This is a genomic window from Thalassococcus sp. BH17M4-6, assembly GCF_049323015.1.
In the GTDB taxonomy this organism is placed as follows: Bacteria; Pseudomonadota; Alphaproteobacteria; order Rhodobacterales; family Rhodobacteraceae; genus Puniceibacterium.
Map to the genome: position 1 here is coordinate 1 of NZ_JBMPGU010000022.1, position 16,640 is coordinate 16,640.

The 16,640-nt window shown below is 66.8% G+C and carries 18 protein-coding genes; 1 reads left to right on the forward strand and 17 read right to left on the reverse strand.

What is annotated here, in order from left to right:
- Window positions 1-39: 39 nt before the first annotated feature.
- The 17 genes from ACOXXX_RS20280 to ruvC all read right to left on the reverse strand — a co-directional run bounded on the left by ACOXXX_RS20280 (window position 40) and on the right by ruvC (window position 16,011).
- Window positions 40-1,716: a formate--tetrahydrofolate ligase gene (locus ACOXXX_RS20280; RefSeq protein WP_422828449.1), complete on the reverse strand. Its 1,677-nt coding sequence runs from the start codon at window positions 1,714-1,716 to the stop codon at window positions 40-42.
- Between the two features lie 129 nt (window positions 1,717-1,845).
- Window positions 1,846-2,445: an MOSC domain-containing protein gene (locus ACOXXX_RS20285; protein WP_422828450.1), complete on the reverse strand. Its 600-nt coding sequence runs from the start codon at window positions 2,443-2,445 to the stop codon at window positions 1,846-1,848.
- Window positions 2,446-2,557: 112 nt separating this feature from the next.
- Complete coding sequence (locus tag ACOXXX_RS20290) at window positions 2,558-3,277, reverse strand: methyltransferase domain-containing protein (RefSeq protein ID WP_422828451.1); 720 nt, start codon at window positions 3,275-3,277, stop codon at window positions 2,558-2,560.
- A gap of 53 nt (window positions 3,278-3,330) precedes the next feature.
- Entirely contained in the window at window positions 3,331-5,244 is a 1,914-nt protein-coding gene (ftsH, locus tag ACOXXX_RS20295; RefSeq protein ID WP_422828452.1) for an ATP-dependent zinc metalloprotease FtsH, read from the reverse strand.
- A gap of 78 nt (window positions 5,245-5,322) precedes the next feature.
- Window positions 5,323-6,654 (reverse strand): tRNA lysidine(34) synthetase TilS, encoded by a 1,332-nt coding sequence (gene tilS / locus ACOXXX_RS20300; protein ID WP_422828493.1) that lies wholly within the window; start codon window positions 6,652-6,654, stop codon window positions 5,323-5,325.
- A 35-nt stretch (window positions 6,655-6,689) separates the two neighbouring features.
- A complete protein-coding gene (locus ACOXXX_RS20305; protein ID WP_422828453.1) occupies window positions 6,690-7,514 on the reverse strand; it encodes a tetratricopeptide repeat protein in 825 nt (274 codons plus the stop codon).
- A gap of 22 nt (window positions 7,515-7,536) precedes the next feature.
- Complete coding sequence (gene pal / locus ACOXXX_RS20310) at window positions 7,537-8,064, reverse strand: peptidoglycan-associated lipoprotein Pal (protein WP_422828454.1); 528 nt, start codon at window positions 8,062-8,064, stop codon at window positions 7,537-7,539.
- Window positions 8,065-8,212: 148 nt separating this feature from the next.
- Entirely contained in the window at window positions 8,213-9,538 is a 1,326-nt protein-coding gene (gene tolB, locus ACOXXX_RS20315) for a Tol-Pal system beta propeller repeat protein TolB (RefSeq protein ID WP_422828455.1), read from the reverse strand.
- A gap of 111 nt (window positions 9,539-9,649) precedes the next feature.
- Window positions 9,650-10,222: a hypothetical protein gene (locus tag ACOXXX_RS20320; protein ID WP_422828456.1), complete on the reverse strand. Its 573-nt coding sequence runs from the start codon at window positions 10,220-10,222 to the stop codon at window positions 9,650-9,652.
- Window positions 10,219-11,349: a cell envelope biogenesis protein TolA gene (locus ACOXXX_RS20325; protein WP_422828457.1), complete on the reverse strand. Its 1,131-nt coding sequence runs from the start codon at window positions 11,347-11,349 to the stop codon at window positions 10,219-10,221. Before ACOXXX_RS20325 ends, ACOXXX_RS20320 begins: the two co-directional genes overlap by 4 nt.
- Window positions 11,350-11,360: 11 nt before the next feature.
- Entirely contained in the window at window positions 11,361-11,834 is a 474-nt protein-coding gene (gene tolR, locus ACOXXX_RS20330; RefSeq protein ID WP_422828458.1) for a protein TolR, read from the reverse strand.
- Window positions 11,835-11,837: 3 nt separating this feature from the next.
- Window positions 11,838-12,533, reverse strand: coding sequence for a protein TolQ (gene tolQ / locus ACOXXX_RS20335; RefSeq protein ID WP_422828459.1), 696 nt, complete (start codon window positions 12,531-12,533; stop codon window positions 11,838-11,840).
- 114 nt (window positions 12,534-12,647) lie between these two features.
- Window positions 12,648-13,034 (reverse strand): tol-pal system-associated acyl-CoA thioesterase, encoded by a 387-nt coding sequence (gene ybgC / locus ACOXXX_RS20340; RefSeq protein WP_422828460.1) that lies wholly within the window; start codon window positions 13,032-13,034, stop codon window positions 12,648-12,650.
- A gap of 19 nt (window positions 13,035-13,053) precedes the next feature.
- Entirely contained in the window at window positions 13,054-13,692 is a 639-nt protein-coding gene (locus ACOXXX_RS20345) for a hypothetical protein (RefSeq protein ID WP_422828461.1), read from the reverse strand.
- 88 nt (window positions 13,693-13,780) lie between these two features.
- A complete protein-coding gene (gene ruvB, locus ACOXXX_RS20350) occupies window positions 13,781-14,806 on the reverse strand; it encodes a Holliday junction branch migration DNA helicase RuvB (RefSeq protein ID WP_422828462.1) in 1,026 nt (341 codons plus the stop codon).
- A 54-nt stretch (window positions 14,807-14,860) separates the two neighbouring features.
- Window positions 14,861-15,526 carry a Holliday junction branch migration protein RuvA gene (ruvA, locus tag ACOXXX_RS20355; protein ID WP_422828463.1) on the reverse strand — a complete coding sequence of 222 codons (666 nt, stop codon included), beginning with the start codon at window positions 15,524-15,526 and terminating at the stop codon, window positions 14,861-14,863.
- On the reverse strand, window positions 15,523-16,011 hold the full coding sequence (gene ruvC, locus ACOXXX_RS20360) for a crossover junction endodeoxyribonuclease RuvC (protein ID WP_422828464.1): 489 nt from the start codon (window positions 16,009-16,011) through the stop codon (window positions 15,523-15,525). Before ruvC ends, ruvA begins: the two co-directional genes overlap by 4 nt.
- 329 nt (window positions 16,012-16,340) lie before the next feature.
- On the opposite strand from ruvC, the gene ACOXXX_RS20365 reads away from it, so the two are divergent.
- Window positions 16,341-16,550, forward strand: a complete 210-nt coding sequence (locus ACOXXX_RS20365; RefSeq protein ID WP_422828465.1) for a DUF1127 domain-containing protein — start codon at window positions 16,341-16,343, stop codon at window positions 16,548-16,550.
- Window positions 16,551-16,640 lie beyond the last annotated feature (90 nt).

A 16,640-nucleotide genomic window follows, 5' to 3' on the forward strand; every position in this document is an offset into this window, starting at 1 on the left:
TCGCCGCTTTTGCAGTTCAAAAATGCCGGGCGATGCCCCCTAGAACAGGCCCTCGATGAGGCCGTCGTCGTTGAGGCGGATGGATTCGGAGGCGGGGGTGCGGGGCAGGCCGGGCATGGTCATGATCTCGCCGCAGATCGCCACGACGAACCCCGCGCCCGCCGACAGGCGCACTTCGCGCACCGGCAGGCGGAAGCCCGTGGGCGCGCCGCGCAGGCCCGGGTCGGTGGTGAAGGAATACTGCGTCTTGGCCACGCAGATCGGCAGCGTGCCGTAGCCCTGCGCCTCCCATTCACTCAGCTGGCTGCGGATCTTGCCGTCCGCATCCACCCCGTCGGCGTGGTAGATGTTCTTGGCGATCGCCTCGATCTTCTCGAACAGCGGCATCTCGTCGGGGTAGAGCACCTTGAACTCCGACACGCCCGAATCCGCCACCTCGGCGACCCGGCGCGCCATCTCCTCGATGCCGGCACCGCCGTCGGCCCAGTGCTTGCACAGGATCGCCTCCGCACCCTGTTCGGCCACGTAGTCCTTGACCGCCTGCACCTCGGCCTCGCTGTCGCCGGCAAAGTGGTTGATCCCCACCAGCACCGGCACGCCGAAGCCTTTGACGTTGGCGATGTGCCGCCCCAGGTTCGGGCAGCCCGCCTTGACCGCGTCCACGTTCTCGGCGCCCAGGTCGGCCTTGGCCACGCCGCCGTTCATCTTCATCGCGCGCACCGTCGCCACGATCACCACCGCATCGGGGGCAAGCCCCGCCTTGCGGCACTTGATGTCCATGAACTTTTCCGCGCCCAGATCGGCGCCGAACCCGGCTTCGGTCACCACATAATCCGCCAGCTTCAGCGCCGTCCTCGTGGCGATGACCGAATTGCAGCCATGCGCGATGTTGGCGAACGGCCCGCCGTGCACAAACGCCGGGTTGTTTTCCAGCGTCTGCACGAGGTTGGGCTGCATCGCATCGCGCAGCAGCACCGTCATCGCCCCGTCGGCCTTGATGTCACGGCAGTAGATCGGCTCCTTCTCTCTCGTGTAGGCGACGATCATGTCGCCCAGACGTTTCTGCAGATCGGCCAGGTCCTTGGCCAGGCACAGGATCGCCATCACCTCGGACGCGACGGTGATGTCGAAACCGGTCTGGCGCGGAAAGCCGTTGGCCACCCCGCCAAGCGAGGTCACAACGTCCCGCAGCGCGCGGTCGTTCATGTCGAGCACCCGGCGCCAGGCGACGCGGCGTTCGTCGATTCCCAGCGGGTTGCCCCAGTAGATCGAATTGTCGATCATCGCGCTTAACAAATTATGAGCGCTGGTGATGGCGTGGAAATCGCCGGTGAAATGCAGGTTCATGTCCTCCATCGGCACCACCTGGGCATAGCCGCCGCCCGCGGCCCCGCCCTTCATGCCGAAGTTCGGCCCAAGGCTCGCCTCGCGGATGCAGATCGCCGCCTTCTTGCCGATCCGGTTGAGCCCGTCGCCCAAGCCCACGGTCGTCGTGGTCTTGCCCTCGCCCGCGGGCGTCGGGTTGATCGCGGTTACCAGAATCAGCTTGCCATTGGGCCGGTCCTGCACCGAATCGATGAACGCCTGACTGACCTTGGCCTTGTCGTGACCGTAGGGCAGCAAATGCTCCGCCCCGATCCCCAACTTCTCCCCAATCGCCTGAATGGGCTCCTTAACCCCCTCACGCGCTATCTCGATATCCGTCTTTAAGGCCATGTGTGCGTCCCCTGTTGATGGTGCATGACGTTTGACGCCACTCATACCGGCACGTTCGGGAAGGCGGCGCTGCGAATCCGACGTTTCCCGCGATGCAAACGGCGGCGCGGTGCGCGGCGAAATCCCGCGTCAACTGCGGCGCGCGGCCTCGACATGATTCCACGCGCGCTGGTCGGGGATGTGCACCTGCAGACTGTCGCCCACGGCCAGCCGCCCGGGCCGTTCGACCCAGGCCGTCACGCCGCGCCGCCCCTGCGCCGCCGGTTTGAAATGCTTGCCATGGCCGGGATGCGCCCGCTCGATCTCGCGCGCGGGCAGCTGACAGGGGCGGTTCTGGATATCCACCGTCAGCATCACGCCATCCGGCCCCTGCAACCGCGAAGAGGGCGGCAGATGGCTGAAATCCGGCAGCCCCTCGATCACCATGGACGCGCCCAGCCATTCCGGCGCGATCTTGTCCAGCCCCATGCGCGCGGCGATGTCGGCCATTTCCTCGACCGAGGCGATGGCCAGTTGCCGGACGTTGCGGATTTCGGTGCCGCGCGGATATTGCTGCAGCATCCGGCTGCACGACGGCCGCGTGGCGCCTCGGTGACGTTCGCCCACCGCACCGTCCCAGTCCAGCTCAAGCGCCTGCACGGGAACCGACCGGATGCCCTCCCCGGTTTCGGGCACCTGGCCCAGCCAGCGGATCGTGGCAGAGAATGTTGTGGGTTTCAGCGCGGGCAAGGGCAGGCTCCTGTATGAGGTGCCGTCAGAGTGCCCGCCCCGCCAGCGAAGTCAAACAGGGCCCTGTGAATATACGATTATTTCACGCCCCGAGACCAAGACGGCCGGGCGGTCACACCGTCAGCGTCACGAACATCCGCCGGAACGGGAACAACACCGTGCCCTGCCGCCCCTTGGGATAGGCCTTGCCGATCACCGCCTCATAGGCCGCGATCAGGCGCTTCTGCTCGTCCGGTTCCAATGACGAAAGGATCGGCCGGGCAAAGGTACCTTCGGTGAAACGCCGGACCGGGTGGCCTTCGGCATCGGGGGCGAGCTCCTGATAATACTCCGTTTCCCACAGCCCGACCTGGCCCAGCGGTTTCAGCAGCCGGTGGTATTCGGCGGGCAACAGCACGCTGGTGCCGCGGGAATGGTCGTAGCGGCCCGGAAACAGCTCATCCACCAGCGACACCCACAGCCGGTGTGACGGCGCGTTGTTCTGATGCGGGAACTGCACGGCAAGGATGCCGCCTGGCACCAGCATGCCCGCCAGTTTCGGCAGCAGCGTGGTGTGATCTTTGCACCAGTGGAGCGAGGCATTGGCGAAGATCAGCGCGGTCGGCGACTGCGCCTCCCACGCGGCAAGGTCCTGCTCGATCAGCTCCTTGTAGACGCCGGTCAGCCGCGCCTGCGCCAGCATCGCGGGGCTGGTGTCGACGCCGATCAGGCGGCGGCGCAATTGCCCCAGCGCCGGACCGACAGAGCCGGAGCCGCAGCCCAGATCCACCACGTCGCCTTCGGGCAAGGGGGCCAGCGCGCGCAGCAGATCCAACGCGGGGCGCAAGCGCAAACCCCGGAACCTGTGGTAGGTCCCGGGGTTCCAGTCTGTGCTGTCGTCGGGCGTCATACCGAGGGTTCAGGCTCCATGCTGCCGTCCGTTGGCTTCGATTTCGGCTTGGTCTTGGGGATCGCCGTGACGCTGGGGGTGTCCGGCGTGTCATCGTCGCCCTCTTCCGGGGTCGGCGGTTCGCCCCGAATGACGCGCTCGATTTCCTCACCCGTCAGGGTTTCGTATTCCAGAAGCCCTTGGGCCAGACGCTCGAACTCTTCGTTCTTCTCGGTCAGGATCTGCACCGCGCGTTCATACCCTTCGTCGATGATGCGCTTGACCTCGTTCTCGATCAGCTCCTTCGTCGCGGCTGAGACCGAAAAGCCCCCCGCCCCGCCATTGGCCTGATAGCCGGCCGCGGCCTCGGAATAGTCGATGTTGCCGACCTTGTCGGACATGCCCATGCGCATGACCATGCCGCGCGCCAGCTGGCTTGCCTGCATGATGTCGCCCATCGGGCCCGACGACACCTCGTCGGCGCCGTATTTCAGGATTTCGGCCGCCTTACCCGCCATGGTCATGGCGATCTTCTGTTCGGCCTCGTCCTTGAACATCTGCAGCTTGTCCATTTCCGGCAGGCTCATCACCATTCCGAGCGCGCCGCCGCGCGGGATGATCGTGGCCTTGTAGACCGGATCGCACTTCGGCAGGTTGATGCCCACGATGGCGTGCCCGGCCTCGTGATAGGCGGTCTTTTCCTTCTGCTCTTGGGTCAGGACCATGGAGCGGCGTTCGGCGCCCATCATGATCTTGTCCTTGGCCTGTTCGAAATCGATCATCGCCACAAACCGCCGCCCCACGCGCGCCGCACCCAGCGCGGCCTCGTTGACAAGGTTGGCGAGATCCGCACCGGAAAAGCCGGGGGTGCCGCGCGCAATGATGCGTAGGTCCACATCCGGGCCCAGCGGGGTCTTGCGGGCGTGCACGCCAAGGATCTTTTCGCGGCCCTTGATGTCGGGATTGCCCACCGTCACCTGCCGGTCGAACCGGCCCGGGCGCAGCAGCGCGGGGTCGAGCACGTCCTTGCGGTTGGTGGCGGCGATGATGATCACGCCTTCGTTCGCCTCGAACCCGTCCATTTCGACCAGGAGCTGGTTCAGCGTCTGTTCGCGTTCGTCGTTGCCGCCGCCATAGCCGGACCCGCGGTTGCGGCCCACGGCGTCGATTTCGTCGATGAAGACGATACAGGGCGCGTTCTTTTTCGCCTGTTCGAACATGTCGCGCACACGGGACGCACCCACACCCACGAACATTTCGACAAAGTCGGAGCCCGAGATGGTGAAGAACGGCACACCCGCCTCGCCCGCGATGGCGCGCGCGAGCAGCGTCTTACCGGTCCCCGGAGGCCCTTCGAGCAGCGCGCCCTTGGGGATCTTGCCGCCAAGGCGCGAGAATTTCTGCGGATTGCGCAGGAATTCGACGATCTCTTCCAGCTCTTCCTTGGCCTCGTCGATGCCCGCCACGTCGTCAAACGTCACGCGGCCGTGCTTTTCCGTCAGCAGCTTGGCCTTGGACTTGCCAAAGCCCATGGCGCCGCCTTTGCCGCCGCCCTGCATCCGGTTCATGAAGTAGATCCAGACCCCGATCAGCAGCAGGAAGGGCAAGAGGCTCAGCAGAAAGGACTGGAAGCCCGACTGTTCCTGCTGTTCGGCCCGCACCGGAATGTTATTTTCCAGCAAGAGGTTGGTGACCTCCGCATCCTCGGGCTTGATGGTGACGTAATCCTGACCGTCATCGCTGCGGAACCGCACCTGTTCGCCGTCAAGCGTGACGGAACTCACGGTCTGGTCCTCGACCGCGCTGACAAAGTCGGTATAGCTGATCTCGCGGCTTTGCATGGTGTTGCCACCACCGCTGAACAGGTTGAACAGCGCCAGGATCAGCAGGAACAGAACGACCCAGAAGGCGATATTGCGCGCGTTACCCAAGGAAAATCTCCCAAAATCTCGGAGTGTGCGTCATAGCACACCATTTGCCATTGTAACATAGCCATCCCGGGCCTTCGTTCAATGCGAAAGCAGGAAACCTTCGAAGCCCGGCAGGTCGCGGCCCATGGGGCAAAGCCGCATCGTGCCGCCCGGCCCCACGCCCATGGCATCGCAGGCGACCAGCTTTGCGCCGTCCCAGATCGACGGCAGGGCGCGGGCGGCATGAAACGCGGGTGTGTCCACGCCCCGGTCCGGGCATTGCGCCCAGCCGTCCTCACCCAGCGCGCGCACGGTCAAGCCTTGCATGTCAGGGTTAACAACCTGCCAACGGCCATCCCAGAGGCGCGCGTCACCGGCGCGTGTCTGCAGCGCCGCGACGGCCTGAAACTCACGCAGGATGCGCAGCTGTGCGCCATCGGCCCGGACCTCGCAGCCGTGCAGCGTACCTGCTCCTCCGGCCAGCACACGCTCCAGCACGGCCTGCAAAGGATCGGCCCGAGGGCGGTAGGCGTTGGTCGAGACATATTGTAGCGCCGCCGCCAGGAGGCGCAGTTGGGTCTCCGGCTCCACCCGCTCGAACCCGGTGCGGTCAAACGACACGTCGCCGGTCCGGTGCATCTGCCCCGCATCCTCGGGCTGAAGGGCGCGCCAGGCCTCTACCGCTCGCGCCCGCAGCGCGTCAGAGGCGCGGCGCATCCGGTCCGCCGTGCGGGTCAGGGAGGCCACCGACAGCCCCGCCTCCTCCAACACCGACAGCGCCTGCCGCATCTGTACGCGGCCAAAGGCCGGATCGTCGTTCGACGGATCCTCGACCCAGCGGCCCTTGAGGGTGCGGAGGTAATGGCGCAGCTCGGCGCGGCGCATGTCGAGGCAGGGGCGGATCACGTCGAAACCGGGCGTGGCCGCGGCACCCCGCATTGGCGGCGCCTGCGTCTGCGTGACATCGGCATCGGGCAGCGCGGGCGGTGTGCCGACATGCGGCACGACGCGCCGCCGCGCCCGCATCGCCGACAGCCCGTCAACGCCGGAGCCGCGCTTGAGCCGCATCAGGAAAGTCTCGGCCACGTCGTCCTGGGTATGCGCCATCAGCACATGGTCCAGCCCGGCGCGCCAGCGGTCGATCAGCGACAGCCGCGCGTGCCGCGCGGCGTCCTGCACGTTGCCCTGCCCGTCCCAGTGCCAGCGCAGTGTGGCGTGCGGATGGCCAAGGGCGCGCACCTCCTCCGCCACGAACGCGGCCTCGTCGGCGCTTTCGGGGCGCAGACCGTGATCGACGGTCACCACCCACAGCCGGACGCCCCAGACCCGCGTCCAGTTGTGCGCCAGCGTCAGCATCGCCATGCTGTCGCCGCCGCCGGAAACGGCCAGCGCGATGTCAGAGGGAAAATCGGGCCCCAGAAGCTGGCCCATGCTGTCGGCGAACCGCTGGTCGAGCGTGGCCCCGCTCACGAACATCCCAGCGACGTGCGCGCCGCCTGCGCGTCACTGATGGCAGGGCTGCCGGGATAGCGCACCGCGACCTCGGCGAGCGTCACGCAGGCCTCTTGCAGCGACCCCAGCGCGCCCAGCGACCGGCCCAGCAGGAACAGCGCCTCGGGGGCGACATCGGCCTGCGGATAGCCGGAATAGGCGTCGAGATAGGCGCGCGCGGCCGAACGCATATCGCCCGCGCCCTCGAGCGCGCGGCCCTGGCCCACCAGCGCCGCCGCCTCTAGCGGTCCGCCCGGGTAAGTCTGGCGAAAGGCCGCAAACTGGTCCGCGGCGGATTGAAAGTCACCGCTGGCGAGCGCCTCCTGCGCCCGCCGAAAGTCTGATTCTTCTCCCGCTGCCAGTTCCATGCCCCCGGTGTCGCCCGTTTCCGTCACCGGCGCGGGACCGGTGGGAACCGCAGGTGCGGCACCGCCGCCCAACCGCGGGGTGTCGCCCAATAATGCGATGTCGCAACCGGGCTCAAGCTCGCACAGGCGGAATTCCAGATCGCCGATCCGGTTTGTCCCGTCCTCGACCACGCGGCCGATGCGGAACTCGATCTCTTCGGTCTTCGAGGTCAGGCGCTGCAATTCCGCCTCGATCGCGTTGACCCGGTCCAGCGTGCCGCCGCCGATGGTCAAACCCGTGCCGCCTGTGGTGCTCAGCTCGGTGCGCAGGCGCTGCATCTCGAAATAAAGCGCCGACAGATCCTGACGGATGTCCGCCAGCGTTTCGGACTCCTGCGCCGCCAGCGGCCCCGCCGCCAGCACACAACTCAGCAAAACCGCTGCAAATCGCATCGCACCCCTCCTCGGGTTGGGCCTAGCTTGTCAGACCACCGGACGAGATGATCGTGACCGCCCGGCGGTTCTTGGCATAACACGCCTCTTCCGAACAGATCTCGATCGGACGTTCCTTGCCGTAGCTGACGAACTTCAGGCGGCTGGCCGGAACGCCGCGCGAAATCAGGTATTCCATGACCGAATTGGCCCGGCGCGCCCCCAGCGCGAGGTTGTATTCCCGCGTGCCCTGTTCATCGGCATGGCCTTCGATCACGGCGAGGTAGTCGGAATTGGTCAGCAGCCACTGCGCCTGCCCGTTCAGCGTGTTCTGCGCCTCGGGCCCCAGCGTCGACTGGTCGACGGCGAAAAGCACCCGGTCCCCGACCGTCTGGCTGAAGTACGCGGGCGAGGCCGGGTCGTTGGCACTGCCCGGGATGATGCCAGCGTTGGCACCCGCATTGGCATCGAACATCCCCGCGCCCGCATCGCCCGAAAACCGGTCGGCATTGGTACAGGCCGCGACGCCCAGCGCCGCCATCAGCAAAAGGGCCTTGGTCATATGTCTCATTGGATCCGTCCTGCTCTGTCGTTTTGCGAAACGCTACCACAGCGCCCGCGCCATGCAAACCGCGCGCCCGACGTCCGCCGCCCGGCACAGAAATTTTCGAAAATTTCTGGCAAAAAATCCTCGAGGATTTTTCCGACCGGACCCGACGTCACTGCAGTGGCCCCCAGCTGGGGTCCGATCCGCCCTCGGGTGTGCGGACGCGCTTGAGGTTGCGGCCCGAAATATCAACGGAATAAAGCGATGAGGAGCCCGCAGCCCCTTGGGTTTCCCGCGCGAACATCAGCACCCGGCCATTTGGGGCCCAGGTCGGGCCCTCGTCCAGGAAGGACGCGGTCAGCAGCCGCTCTTCGGATCCGTCGGTGCGCATCACGCCGATGTGAAAGCGGCCTGCGTTCTGCTTGGTAAAGGCGATGAGGTCGCCGCGCGGTGACCAGACCGGCGTGCCATAGCGGCCCTGGCCGAAACTGATGCGCTGCGCCTCTCCGCCGCCCGCGGGCATGATATATAGCTGCTGCGTGCCGCTGCGGTCGGATTCGAAAACGATGCGGCTGCCATCGGGTGAAAAGCTGGGCGCGGTTTCGATCGACGGCGCCGAGGTCAGCTGCGTCGTGGCACCGCTGGCGATGTCCATCGCAAAGATGTCGGTGTTCGACCCTTGGGTCAGCGAATAGACCACCGTGCGGCCATCGGGGGCAAAGCGCGGCGCAAAGCTCATCACGCCCTCGTTGCCCTGCAGGATGCGGCTTTGCACGTCGCCGACGTTGAGCACATGCACCCGCGGAAAGCCTGTCTCGTAGCTGGTATAAAGCACCCGGTCGCCGGTCGGCGAAAACCGGGGCGCCAGCACGATGGAGCTGGAATTGGTCAGGTACTGCAGGTTGGCGCCGTCGTAATCCATGATCGCCAGCCGCTTGGCGCGCTGGTCCTTTGGGCCGGTTTCGGAAACGAAGACGACGCGGCTGTCGAAATACCCCGACTCGCCGGTGATCCGCGAATAGACCTGATCGGCGACCTTGTGGCCCATGCGCCGCAGCCCGTCTGGCGTGCCCGCGAACTGCATGCCGTCGCCCAGCTCGGTCCCGGCAAAGACGTCGTAGACCCGGAACTTGACCACGACCCGGCCGCCCGCGTCCACATCCACCGCCCCGGTGATCAGCGCCTGCGCGTTGATCGCCTTCCAGTCGGCGAACTGCACCGGGCTCTGAAAGCTGGTGACGGTGCTGATATGCGCCTCGCGCGGGACTTCGCGGAACAGGCCGCTGCCGATCAGATCGTCGGCCACGACGCGGCTGATCTCGTTAGCATAGCTCGCCGCGGCGCTGCTTTCGGCGACGAAATCGGGCACCGCAAAGGGCAAGGGCTCGATTACGCCTTCGGTGATCTCGATCCGCAGCGGGCCGTCCTGGGCCAGCGCGGCCAGCGGCGCCGCGATCAACAAGAGCACAAGGCGGGTCAGGGCAAACAACTGTCTCATCCGATCGTCATCCTCTCGGGTTCCGGGCCGCGCGTCTGGCGGCACCATAGCGGGATTTCAGGGCGTGCAAAACGCCGTGTCGGGGGAATTCCGCCGATGTGTTCCCATGGCTCATCTGACGCGCATCCCGTCGGGGTTAAAGGTCATCTCGATCTCGCGCGACTGCGCGTATTTCTCGGACGGCAGGTCGTATCCGTCGCCCTGGCAGCGCAGGATGGCCCGGCGCGCCGCCTGGAACGCGGTGTCGACCGCCGACTGCGGCCCACCTTCAGCTTCGATCATTCGGATTGGGCCCGACACGCGGCCAGCCTCATCGAAAACGATCCTGACCGTCACTCTGACATTGGCGGCTTCGCTGCTCAGGTCAACGACCCAGCAGCGCTGTACGGCGACGCGCAAGCTATCCATCGTATAGTCTTTTCTGGACGCAGGCGCTTTCGGAACGCTGCGCATCGACGGGTGAGCCGTAGCCGACCTCGGAGCGCTGCCCATGCGCAAAGTGCCGTTGTTGATGCGAACGACCCCATCCAGCTTGAAAACCCCATCGCCAGCCGGGCGCAGGCTGCCCTGGATCATCTCAAAGCTTCCAGCGGGAAGGTCGATGATGATGCTGTCCGCCAGAGCGGCATGCGCCGATATAAAGGCGGGAAGAAGGCAGATCGCTATTCGGGGAAACCAAGTCATCGCACGCGCATCCCGTCGGGGTTAAAGGTCATCTCGATCTCGCGCCACTGCGCGTATTTCTCGGACGGCAGGTCATACCCGTCGCGCTGGCAGCGCAGGATCGCCCGGCGCGCCGCCTGGAATGCGGTGTCGACCGCCGACTGCGGCCCGCCGTCGGACGAGGCAAGCCGGATCGCCCCAACGACCTTTCCGCTCTGGTCCATCTCCATCGCCACGGTGACGGTCACGTTGGCCGCCTGGCTGCCCACGTCGACAACCCAGCAGCGCTGCACCGCGACCCGCAGCGCATCCTTTTCGCTGCTGGTCATCGGCGGGCCGACCGGCAATTCGAGCGCGGGATCCGTGGTGCCACCGGCCAGCGCCTGCGCCACCGCATCGGCAACGGCATCCGCGGTGTCGGTGGCGGGGGCAGGCTCTGCGGTCTCGGCGGTCTGCGAGGGCTCCGGCGACGGCTCAGGCGCGGGCGCGGGGCGGTTGGGCCGAGTGCGCGGCCGCACCGACGCCGTCGGCGCGGCAGAGGCGGGTTCCTCGGCCTCGGTCACGATCTCGGTCGCCGCGGCCTCGGGCGCCGTGGCCTCCTGCTCGGGTTCGGGCGGTGTGTCGGCGGGCGCCGTCTCGTCCGGCACCACGGCCTCCTGCTCGACCTCGGCCACGGCGGTGTCGGGCTCGGGCGGGGCGACGGGTTCGGGGGCCACGCGCGGCGCCGGTCGGGGTTGCGGGCGCGGAGCGGTTTCGGGGATGTCGAGCGGTTCGGGCTCGGGCGCGTCGAGCACCGGCGCGGCGTCGCTGATATCGGCCTGTGGCGGCGGCGCGGGGGCCTCGGGCGCGGCTTCGGGCGCGGGCGGCTCCGCCGCTTCGGGCTCGGGCTGCGGCGCGGGGGCGGGCTCCGGCGCGGGCGGCTCCGGCACCGGTTCCGGCGTCACCTCGGGCGCCGGGGGCGCGGCCACGTCAACGGTGCTTTCGGGCGGCTGCGACTGCGCGGTCAGCGCCGCGAACTCCGCCTCGGACAGCACCGATACCTCGGCCACCTGCGGCGCCTCGGGCTCGGGCTCGAAGATCCCGCCGAACAGTAGCCACAGGATCAGAACCCCGTGCCCTGCGCCCGAGATATAATGCCCGATATGCATGGGCGCGCGCCTTAGTTCCCCGACCCGTCAAGGGCCGGACCGCCGATATCCGTCACCAGACCGATCGAGGCAAAGCCACCGGCATTGAGCGCGCCCATCACCTGCGCCACGTCCGAATAGGGCACCGCCCCGTCGGCCCGCAGGAACACCCGGTCGTCCGAACGCTCGACCGCGATCGCGCGCAGTCGGTTGACCAGATCACCGCGGTCCACCTCGGTGTTCTGGATCATCACGACGCCATCGGTGGTCAGGGTGACGGTCAGCGGCTCCTCGGTCTCGGACGGAAGCGCGGTCGCGGCGGTCTTGGGCAGTTCCACCGGAACACCGACGGTCAACAAAGGTGCCGCCACCATGAAGATAATGAGCAGCACCAGCATCACGTCCACGAAGGGCGTGACGTTGATTTCCGACATCGGCGCGCTGGCGCGGCGCCCGCGCCGTCTGCGTCCGCCCCCGCCGCCCTTTTTCATCACGCCCGCGCCCATGGCTCAGCTGTCCAGCTGACGCGACAGGATGGTCGAAAATTCGTCGGCAAAGGCCTCGTAGCCCGCGACGATACGGTCGCTGTCGGCACTCAGCTTGTTGTAGAAGACCACCGCCGGGATCGCCGCGATCAGACCCAGGCCGGTGGCCAGCAGCGCCTCGGCGATGCCGGGGGCGACGACCGCCAGGTTGGTGTTCTGCTGCTGCGCGATCTCGATGAAGGCGTGCATGATGCCCCAGACCGTGCCGAAAAGGCCCACGAAGGGCGCGGTCGATCCGACCGTGGCCAGCACCGGCAGGCCTTTCTGCAGCTCTTCGGCCTCTTTCAAAATCGCCACATCCATGCTGCGGTCGATCCGCGCCTGCGCCCCGGCGATCAGCCCGCCATCCTCGCGATGGGACCGGCGCCATTCCATCATGCCGCTGGCAAAGACCTTTTCGGCGCGCCCCTCAGGCTCGACCCCGATCTTGTCGAAAAGCTCGTCCAGCGGATCGCCGGACCAGAACGCGCGGTCGAACACTTCGGCCTCGCGCCGGGCGGCGCGGTAGGCGATCAGCTTCTGCACGATGATCGACCAGGACCAGAAAGAGGCGATGATCAGCACCAGCATCACCAGTTTCACGGTCAATGTGGCGCGTGCGAATAGCGCCCACATGGAGAAATCAACCTCCTGCGCCAGCGCGACGGTTTCGAGTTCCATAAGCCTGCTCTTTCGACAACGGCCCCTCTGTCGGGGCTCTGATTGCCGTGGGTTTAACCGATTTGCCCGGCAAAGGCCAACACAATGGCGTGCGCGCGCGCCCTGGCCCCACGATCAGGCGATCTGGCGGCGGATATTCGCCGGAAGCCGCGCGGGCTGCCCCTCGCCGTTCACGCAGACCACCGTGACCACGGCCTGAAACAGCACTTCCTCGCCGCGCAGCACATCCTGCCGCATCACCAGCCGCACGCCGGACACGCTCAGCGTTTCGGTCCGGACCAGCAGCCGGTCGTCGAAATGCGCGGGCCGCCGGTAATCCGCCTCGACCCGCCGCACCACGAAAACCCCCCCATCGGCGCGCATGGCATTCTGGTCGATCCCGATCTCGCGCACCCAGTCACTGCGAGCGCGTTCGATGTATTTCAGGTAGTTGGCGTAATAGACGATCCCCGCCATGTCGGTGTCTTCGTAATAGACACGGATCGGAAATTCGTGGCTCATCTGTCCCTCCCTACCCCTGTCAAAGCGCCTGCGACACGCGCGCGAACAGGCGTAGCGCATGCGACGGATCATGGGCGGCGACAGGCATCACCGGATCATAGGCCGCGCGCAACAGCGCACCGATCTCGGGGCGCAGCACGATCCGCCCGTCCTCCAGCCGCCCCAGCGCCGACCGGTCGGCAAAGGCCCGGTCGGACCACAGCAGCATGCTCTGCACCACCTGCGCCAGCGCCAGGGTTTCCGCAGGCACCGCGCTCAACTCCGCATCCATCCGCAGAAACACGAAACAGGCACGGATCGCGCCAGCCTCGTCAAACCGGAAAATGCGGTACTGGTTGGCCCCGGCATCCTCAAGCCGCGCCACGAGCGGCCCCAGGTCGGGCACCAGCCGGTCAAGATTCGGCACACCGGTCAATTCGGCCCATTCGCGGCAGAAAAACACCATGACATTGGCACCAAGCTCCGGATCGGTCTCGGCCATCTGGTGCCCGGCCAGCTGGCAGACCGCCTCGAACGCGCCCTTTATCACGCCCAGGGTCTGATCCTCGACGCCAAAGACCACCGGCGACAGCGGCCGCCCCCAGCGCGCAAAGGCATAGGCGCCGTCCGACCGCGTGAACAGCGCCTCGATCTCCCCCGCGTCCAAAGCGTCGCTCATCGCGCAACCCCCAGCTTCTTCTTGGCAAAATACTCCCGCCGGAGGCTCCGGCCCCCGCCGCACGCACTTTGTGCCGTGCGAGGCGCGGTCAGTCAAACAGGCTCGATTGCCCCGGCGGGCGCGGTGCCGCCAGGCCCAGATGATCCCAGGCCTTCTGCGCCAGCATCCGACCGCGCGGCGTACGCTGAATAAGCCCCTGCTGCAGCAGGTAGGGCTCGATCACCTCTTCCAGTGCGTCGCGCGATTCCGACAGCGCCGCCGACAGCGTCTCGATTCCCACAGGGCCGCCCTGATAATTCTCGGCAATCAAGGTCAGATACCGCCGATCAGCACCGTCAAGACCCAGATGATCCACCCCCAGACGGGTCAAAGCATTGTCCGCAAGCGCCCGCGTCACCACGCCATCGCCCTCGACCACCGCGAAATCCACCACCCGCCGCAGCAGCCGCCCGGCGATGCGCGGCGTGCCGCGCGACCGCCGCGCGATCTCTCGCGCGCCATCGCCTTCGGCACGCACGCCCAGCTTTTCGGCATTGCGCGTGACGATGTGATTCAGCTCATCCACCGTGTAGAATTCCAGCCGCGTCGGAATGCCGAACCGGTCGCGCAGCGGCGTGGTCAACAGACCCAGCCGCGTGGTCGCCCCCACCAGGGTGAAGGGCTGCAATTCGATCCGCACGGTCCGCGCGGCAGGCCCCTCGCCGATCACCAGGTCCAGCTCGTAATCCTCCAGCGCGGGATACAGCACCTCCTCCACCGCCGGATTGAGCCGGTGAATCTCGTCGATGAACAGCACGTCGCGTGGCTCGAGGTTGGTCAGAATGGCCGCCAGATCGCCTGCCTTGGCCAGCACCGGGCCGCTGGTCATGCGAAACCCCACCCCCAACTCGCGCGCCATGATCTGCGCCAGCGTCGTCTTGCCAAGTCCGGGGGGGCCGTGGAACAGCGTGTGATCCATCGCCTCGGCGCGCGACCGGGCCGACTGGATGAAGATGCGCAGATTGGCCTTGGCCGCGGCCTGGCCCACGAAATCGTCCAGCATCTGCGGACGCAGCGCGCGGTCGCGGTCCTCGGGCAGGGCCTGGGGCTGCAGATGCGGATCGCGGTCCATCACCGCCCCCCTTCCCTGCGAAGACGCCCGTCAGGGCGGATAAGCTGCGCCATCGCCCTATCCCTTCGGTGCCAGCAGTTTCAGCGCGGCGCGGATCAACTCGGGCGTGCCCGCGTCCGGATTGGCCCCCGCCGCCTCAGCCACGGCCCCTGCCGCCTCCCCAGGGCCATAGCCCAGGTTGCCCAGCGCCGACAAAGTCTCGGCCTGGCTCGACGGGGCGGCGCGTGGCACCGGGGCCGCGGGTGCCGCCGTTTCGACGACTTCGGCCAGATCGCCCGGATCGGCGGCGCGCGGGGCCACCGCCGCGCCCATGGCCATCACCCCGGGCGCCTTGTCCTTGAGCTCGTTGACCACCCGCTGCCCGGTCTTGGGGCCGATCCCTTTGGCCGCCTTGATCGCGTTCCAGTCGCCCAGTGCGATGGCCCGGCTGACCCCGTCGGGCCCCAGCGCCCCCAGAATCGCCAGTGACGCCTTGGCGCCCACCCCCTGCACCGTCATCAACAGCCGGAACCATTCCTTTTCCACCAGCGACGGAAAGCCGAAAAGCTGCAAGAGATCCTCGCGCACCAGCAGATCGGTGTACAGCGCCACCGCCTCGCCCGGGCCGGGCAGTCCGGCCAGCACCCGGTCCGAACAATAGACCACGTAGCCGACCCCGCGCACGTCGATCAGCAGGTGATCGTCGCCCTTGTATTCCACCCGCCCCGCGATGCGCCCGATCATGCCCGGATCCTCAGCGGCTGCGTGCCCATGTGGCGGGCGTGGCAGATGGCGATGGCCAGCGCATCGGCCGCATCCGACCCCGTAACCTCGGCCCCCGGCAACTGCATCTGCACCATGTGCAGCACCTGCCGCTTGTCCGCATGGCCCACCCCGACAACCGTCTTTTTCACAGTGTTCGGGGCATATTCCCCGACGGCCAGACCGAATTGCGCAGGCACCAGCATCGCGATACCGCGCGCCTGCCCCAGCTTCAGCGTGCCGGCCCCGTCGCGGTTCACGAAGGTCTGTTCGACCGCCGCCGCCTGCGGCGCATGCCGGCGCAGCACCTCGGTCAGTTGGCTGTGCAGGGACAACAGCCGTTCGGCCAGCAGATCGCCGGCCGAGCAGCACACACCGTTCGCGATATGCCTGAGTCGGCTGCCCTCGGCCTCGATCACGCCCCAGCCAAGGTTTCGCAATCCCGGATCAATGCCCAAAACCCGCATGCCTGCCGCCTTTTGTTGCTTTGCGGCAACGCCTAGCACGAAACGCGAACATAGGCCAAGCCCTTAGCGCGCCCGGCCTGAAAACGACCCCGCCGGTCCAGCCGCGACACCGGGCCGACATCCGTGGCTCAAAAACGGCCTCCAATGGCCTGAAAGCGACCTTGCCTTGCCTTCTTTTTGCCTTTAATAACGGGGCGTTAAGTATGAATTCCGATATGCAGAAAACGCATGTGACCCATGCGATTTTCGCCGCTTGTGCGGGGGTTTGGGCGTCGCTAGATGCCGCTCGACACGATGATCGATTCACCCTCTACACAAGGAGCACGGACATGGCTCTCCTCGACACCAACCGCACCACCTTCGCCACGGCCGAAGCCTTTGGTCACATCGGCAAGGTCATCGCAGACACGATCAGCATGATCGCCGAATGGAACGACACTCGCGTTACCCGCAAGAGCCTTGAAAAGCTTTCGGATCGCGAACTTGACGATATCGGCCTGTCGCGCGGCATGATCGACGGCATCGCCCGCCGCCACTGACCGGCGTTGCCGTCCGGCGCCCCATGGCGCCAGGTGCCGCCCGCCCGGAAACAGAAAAGCCGTGTGCCCTTCTGGCCCACGGCTTTTTCT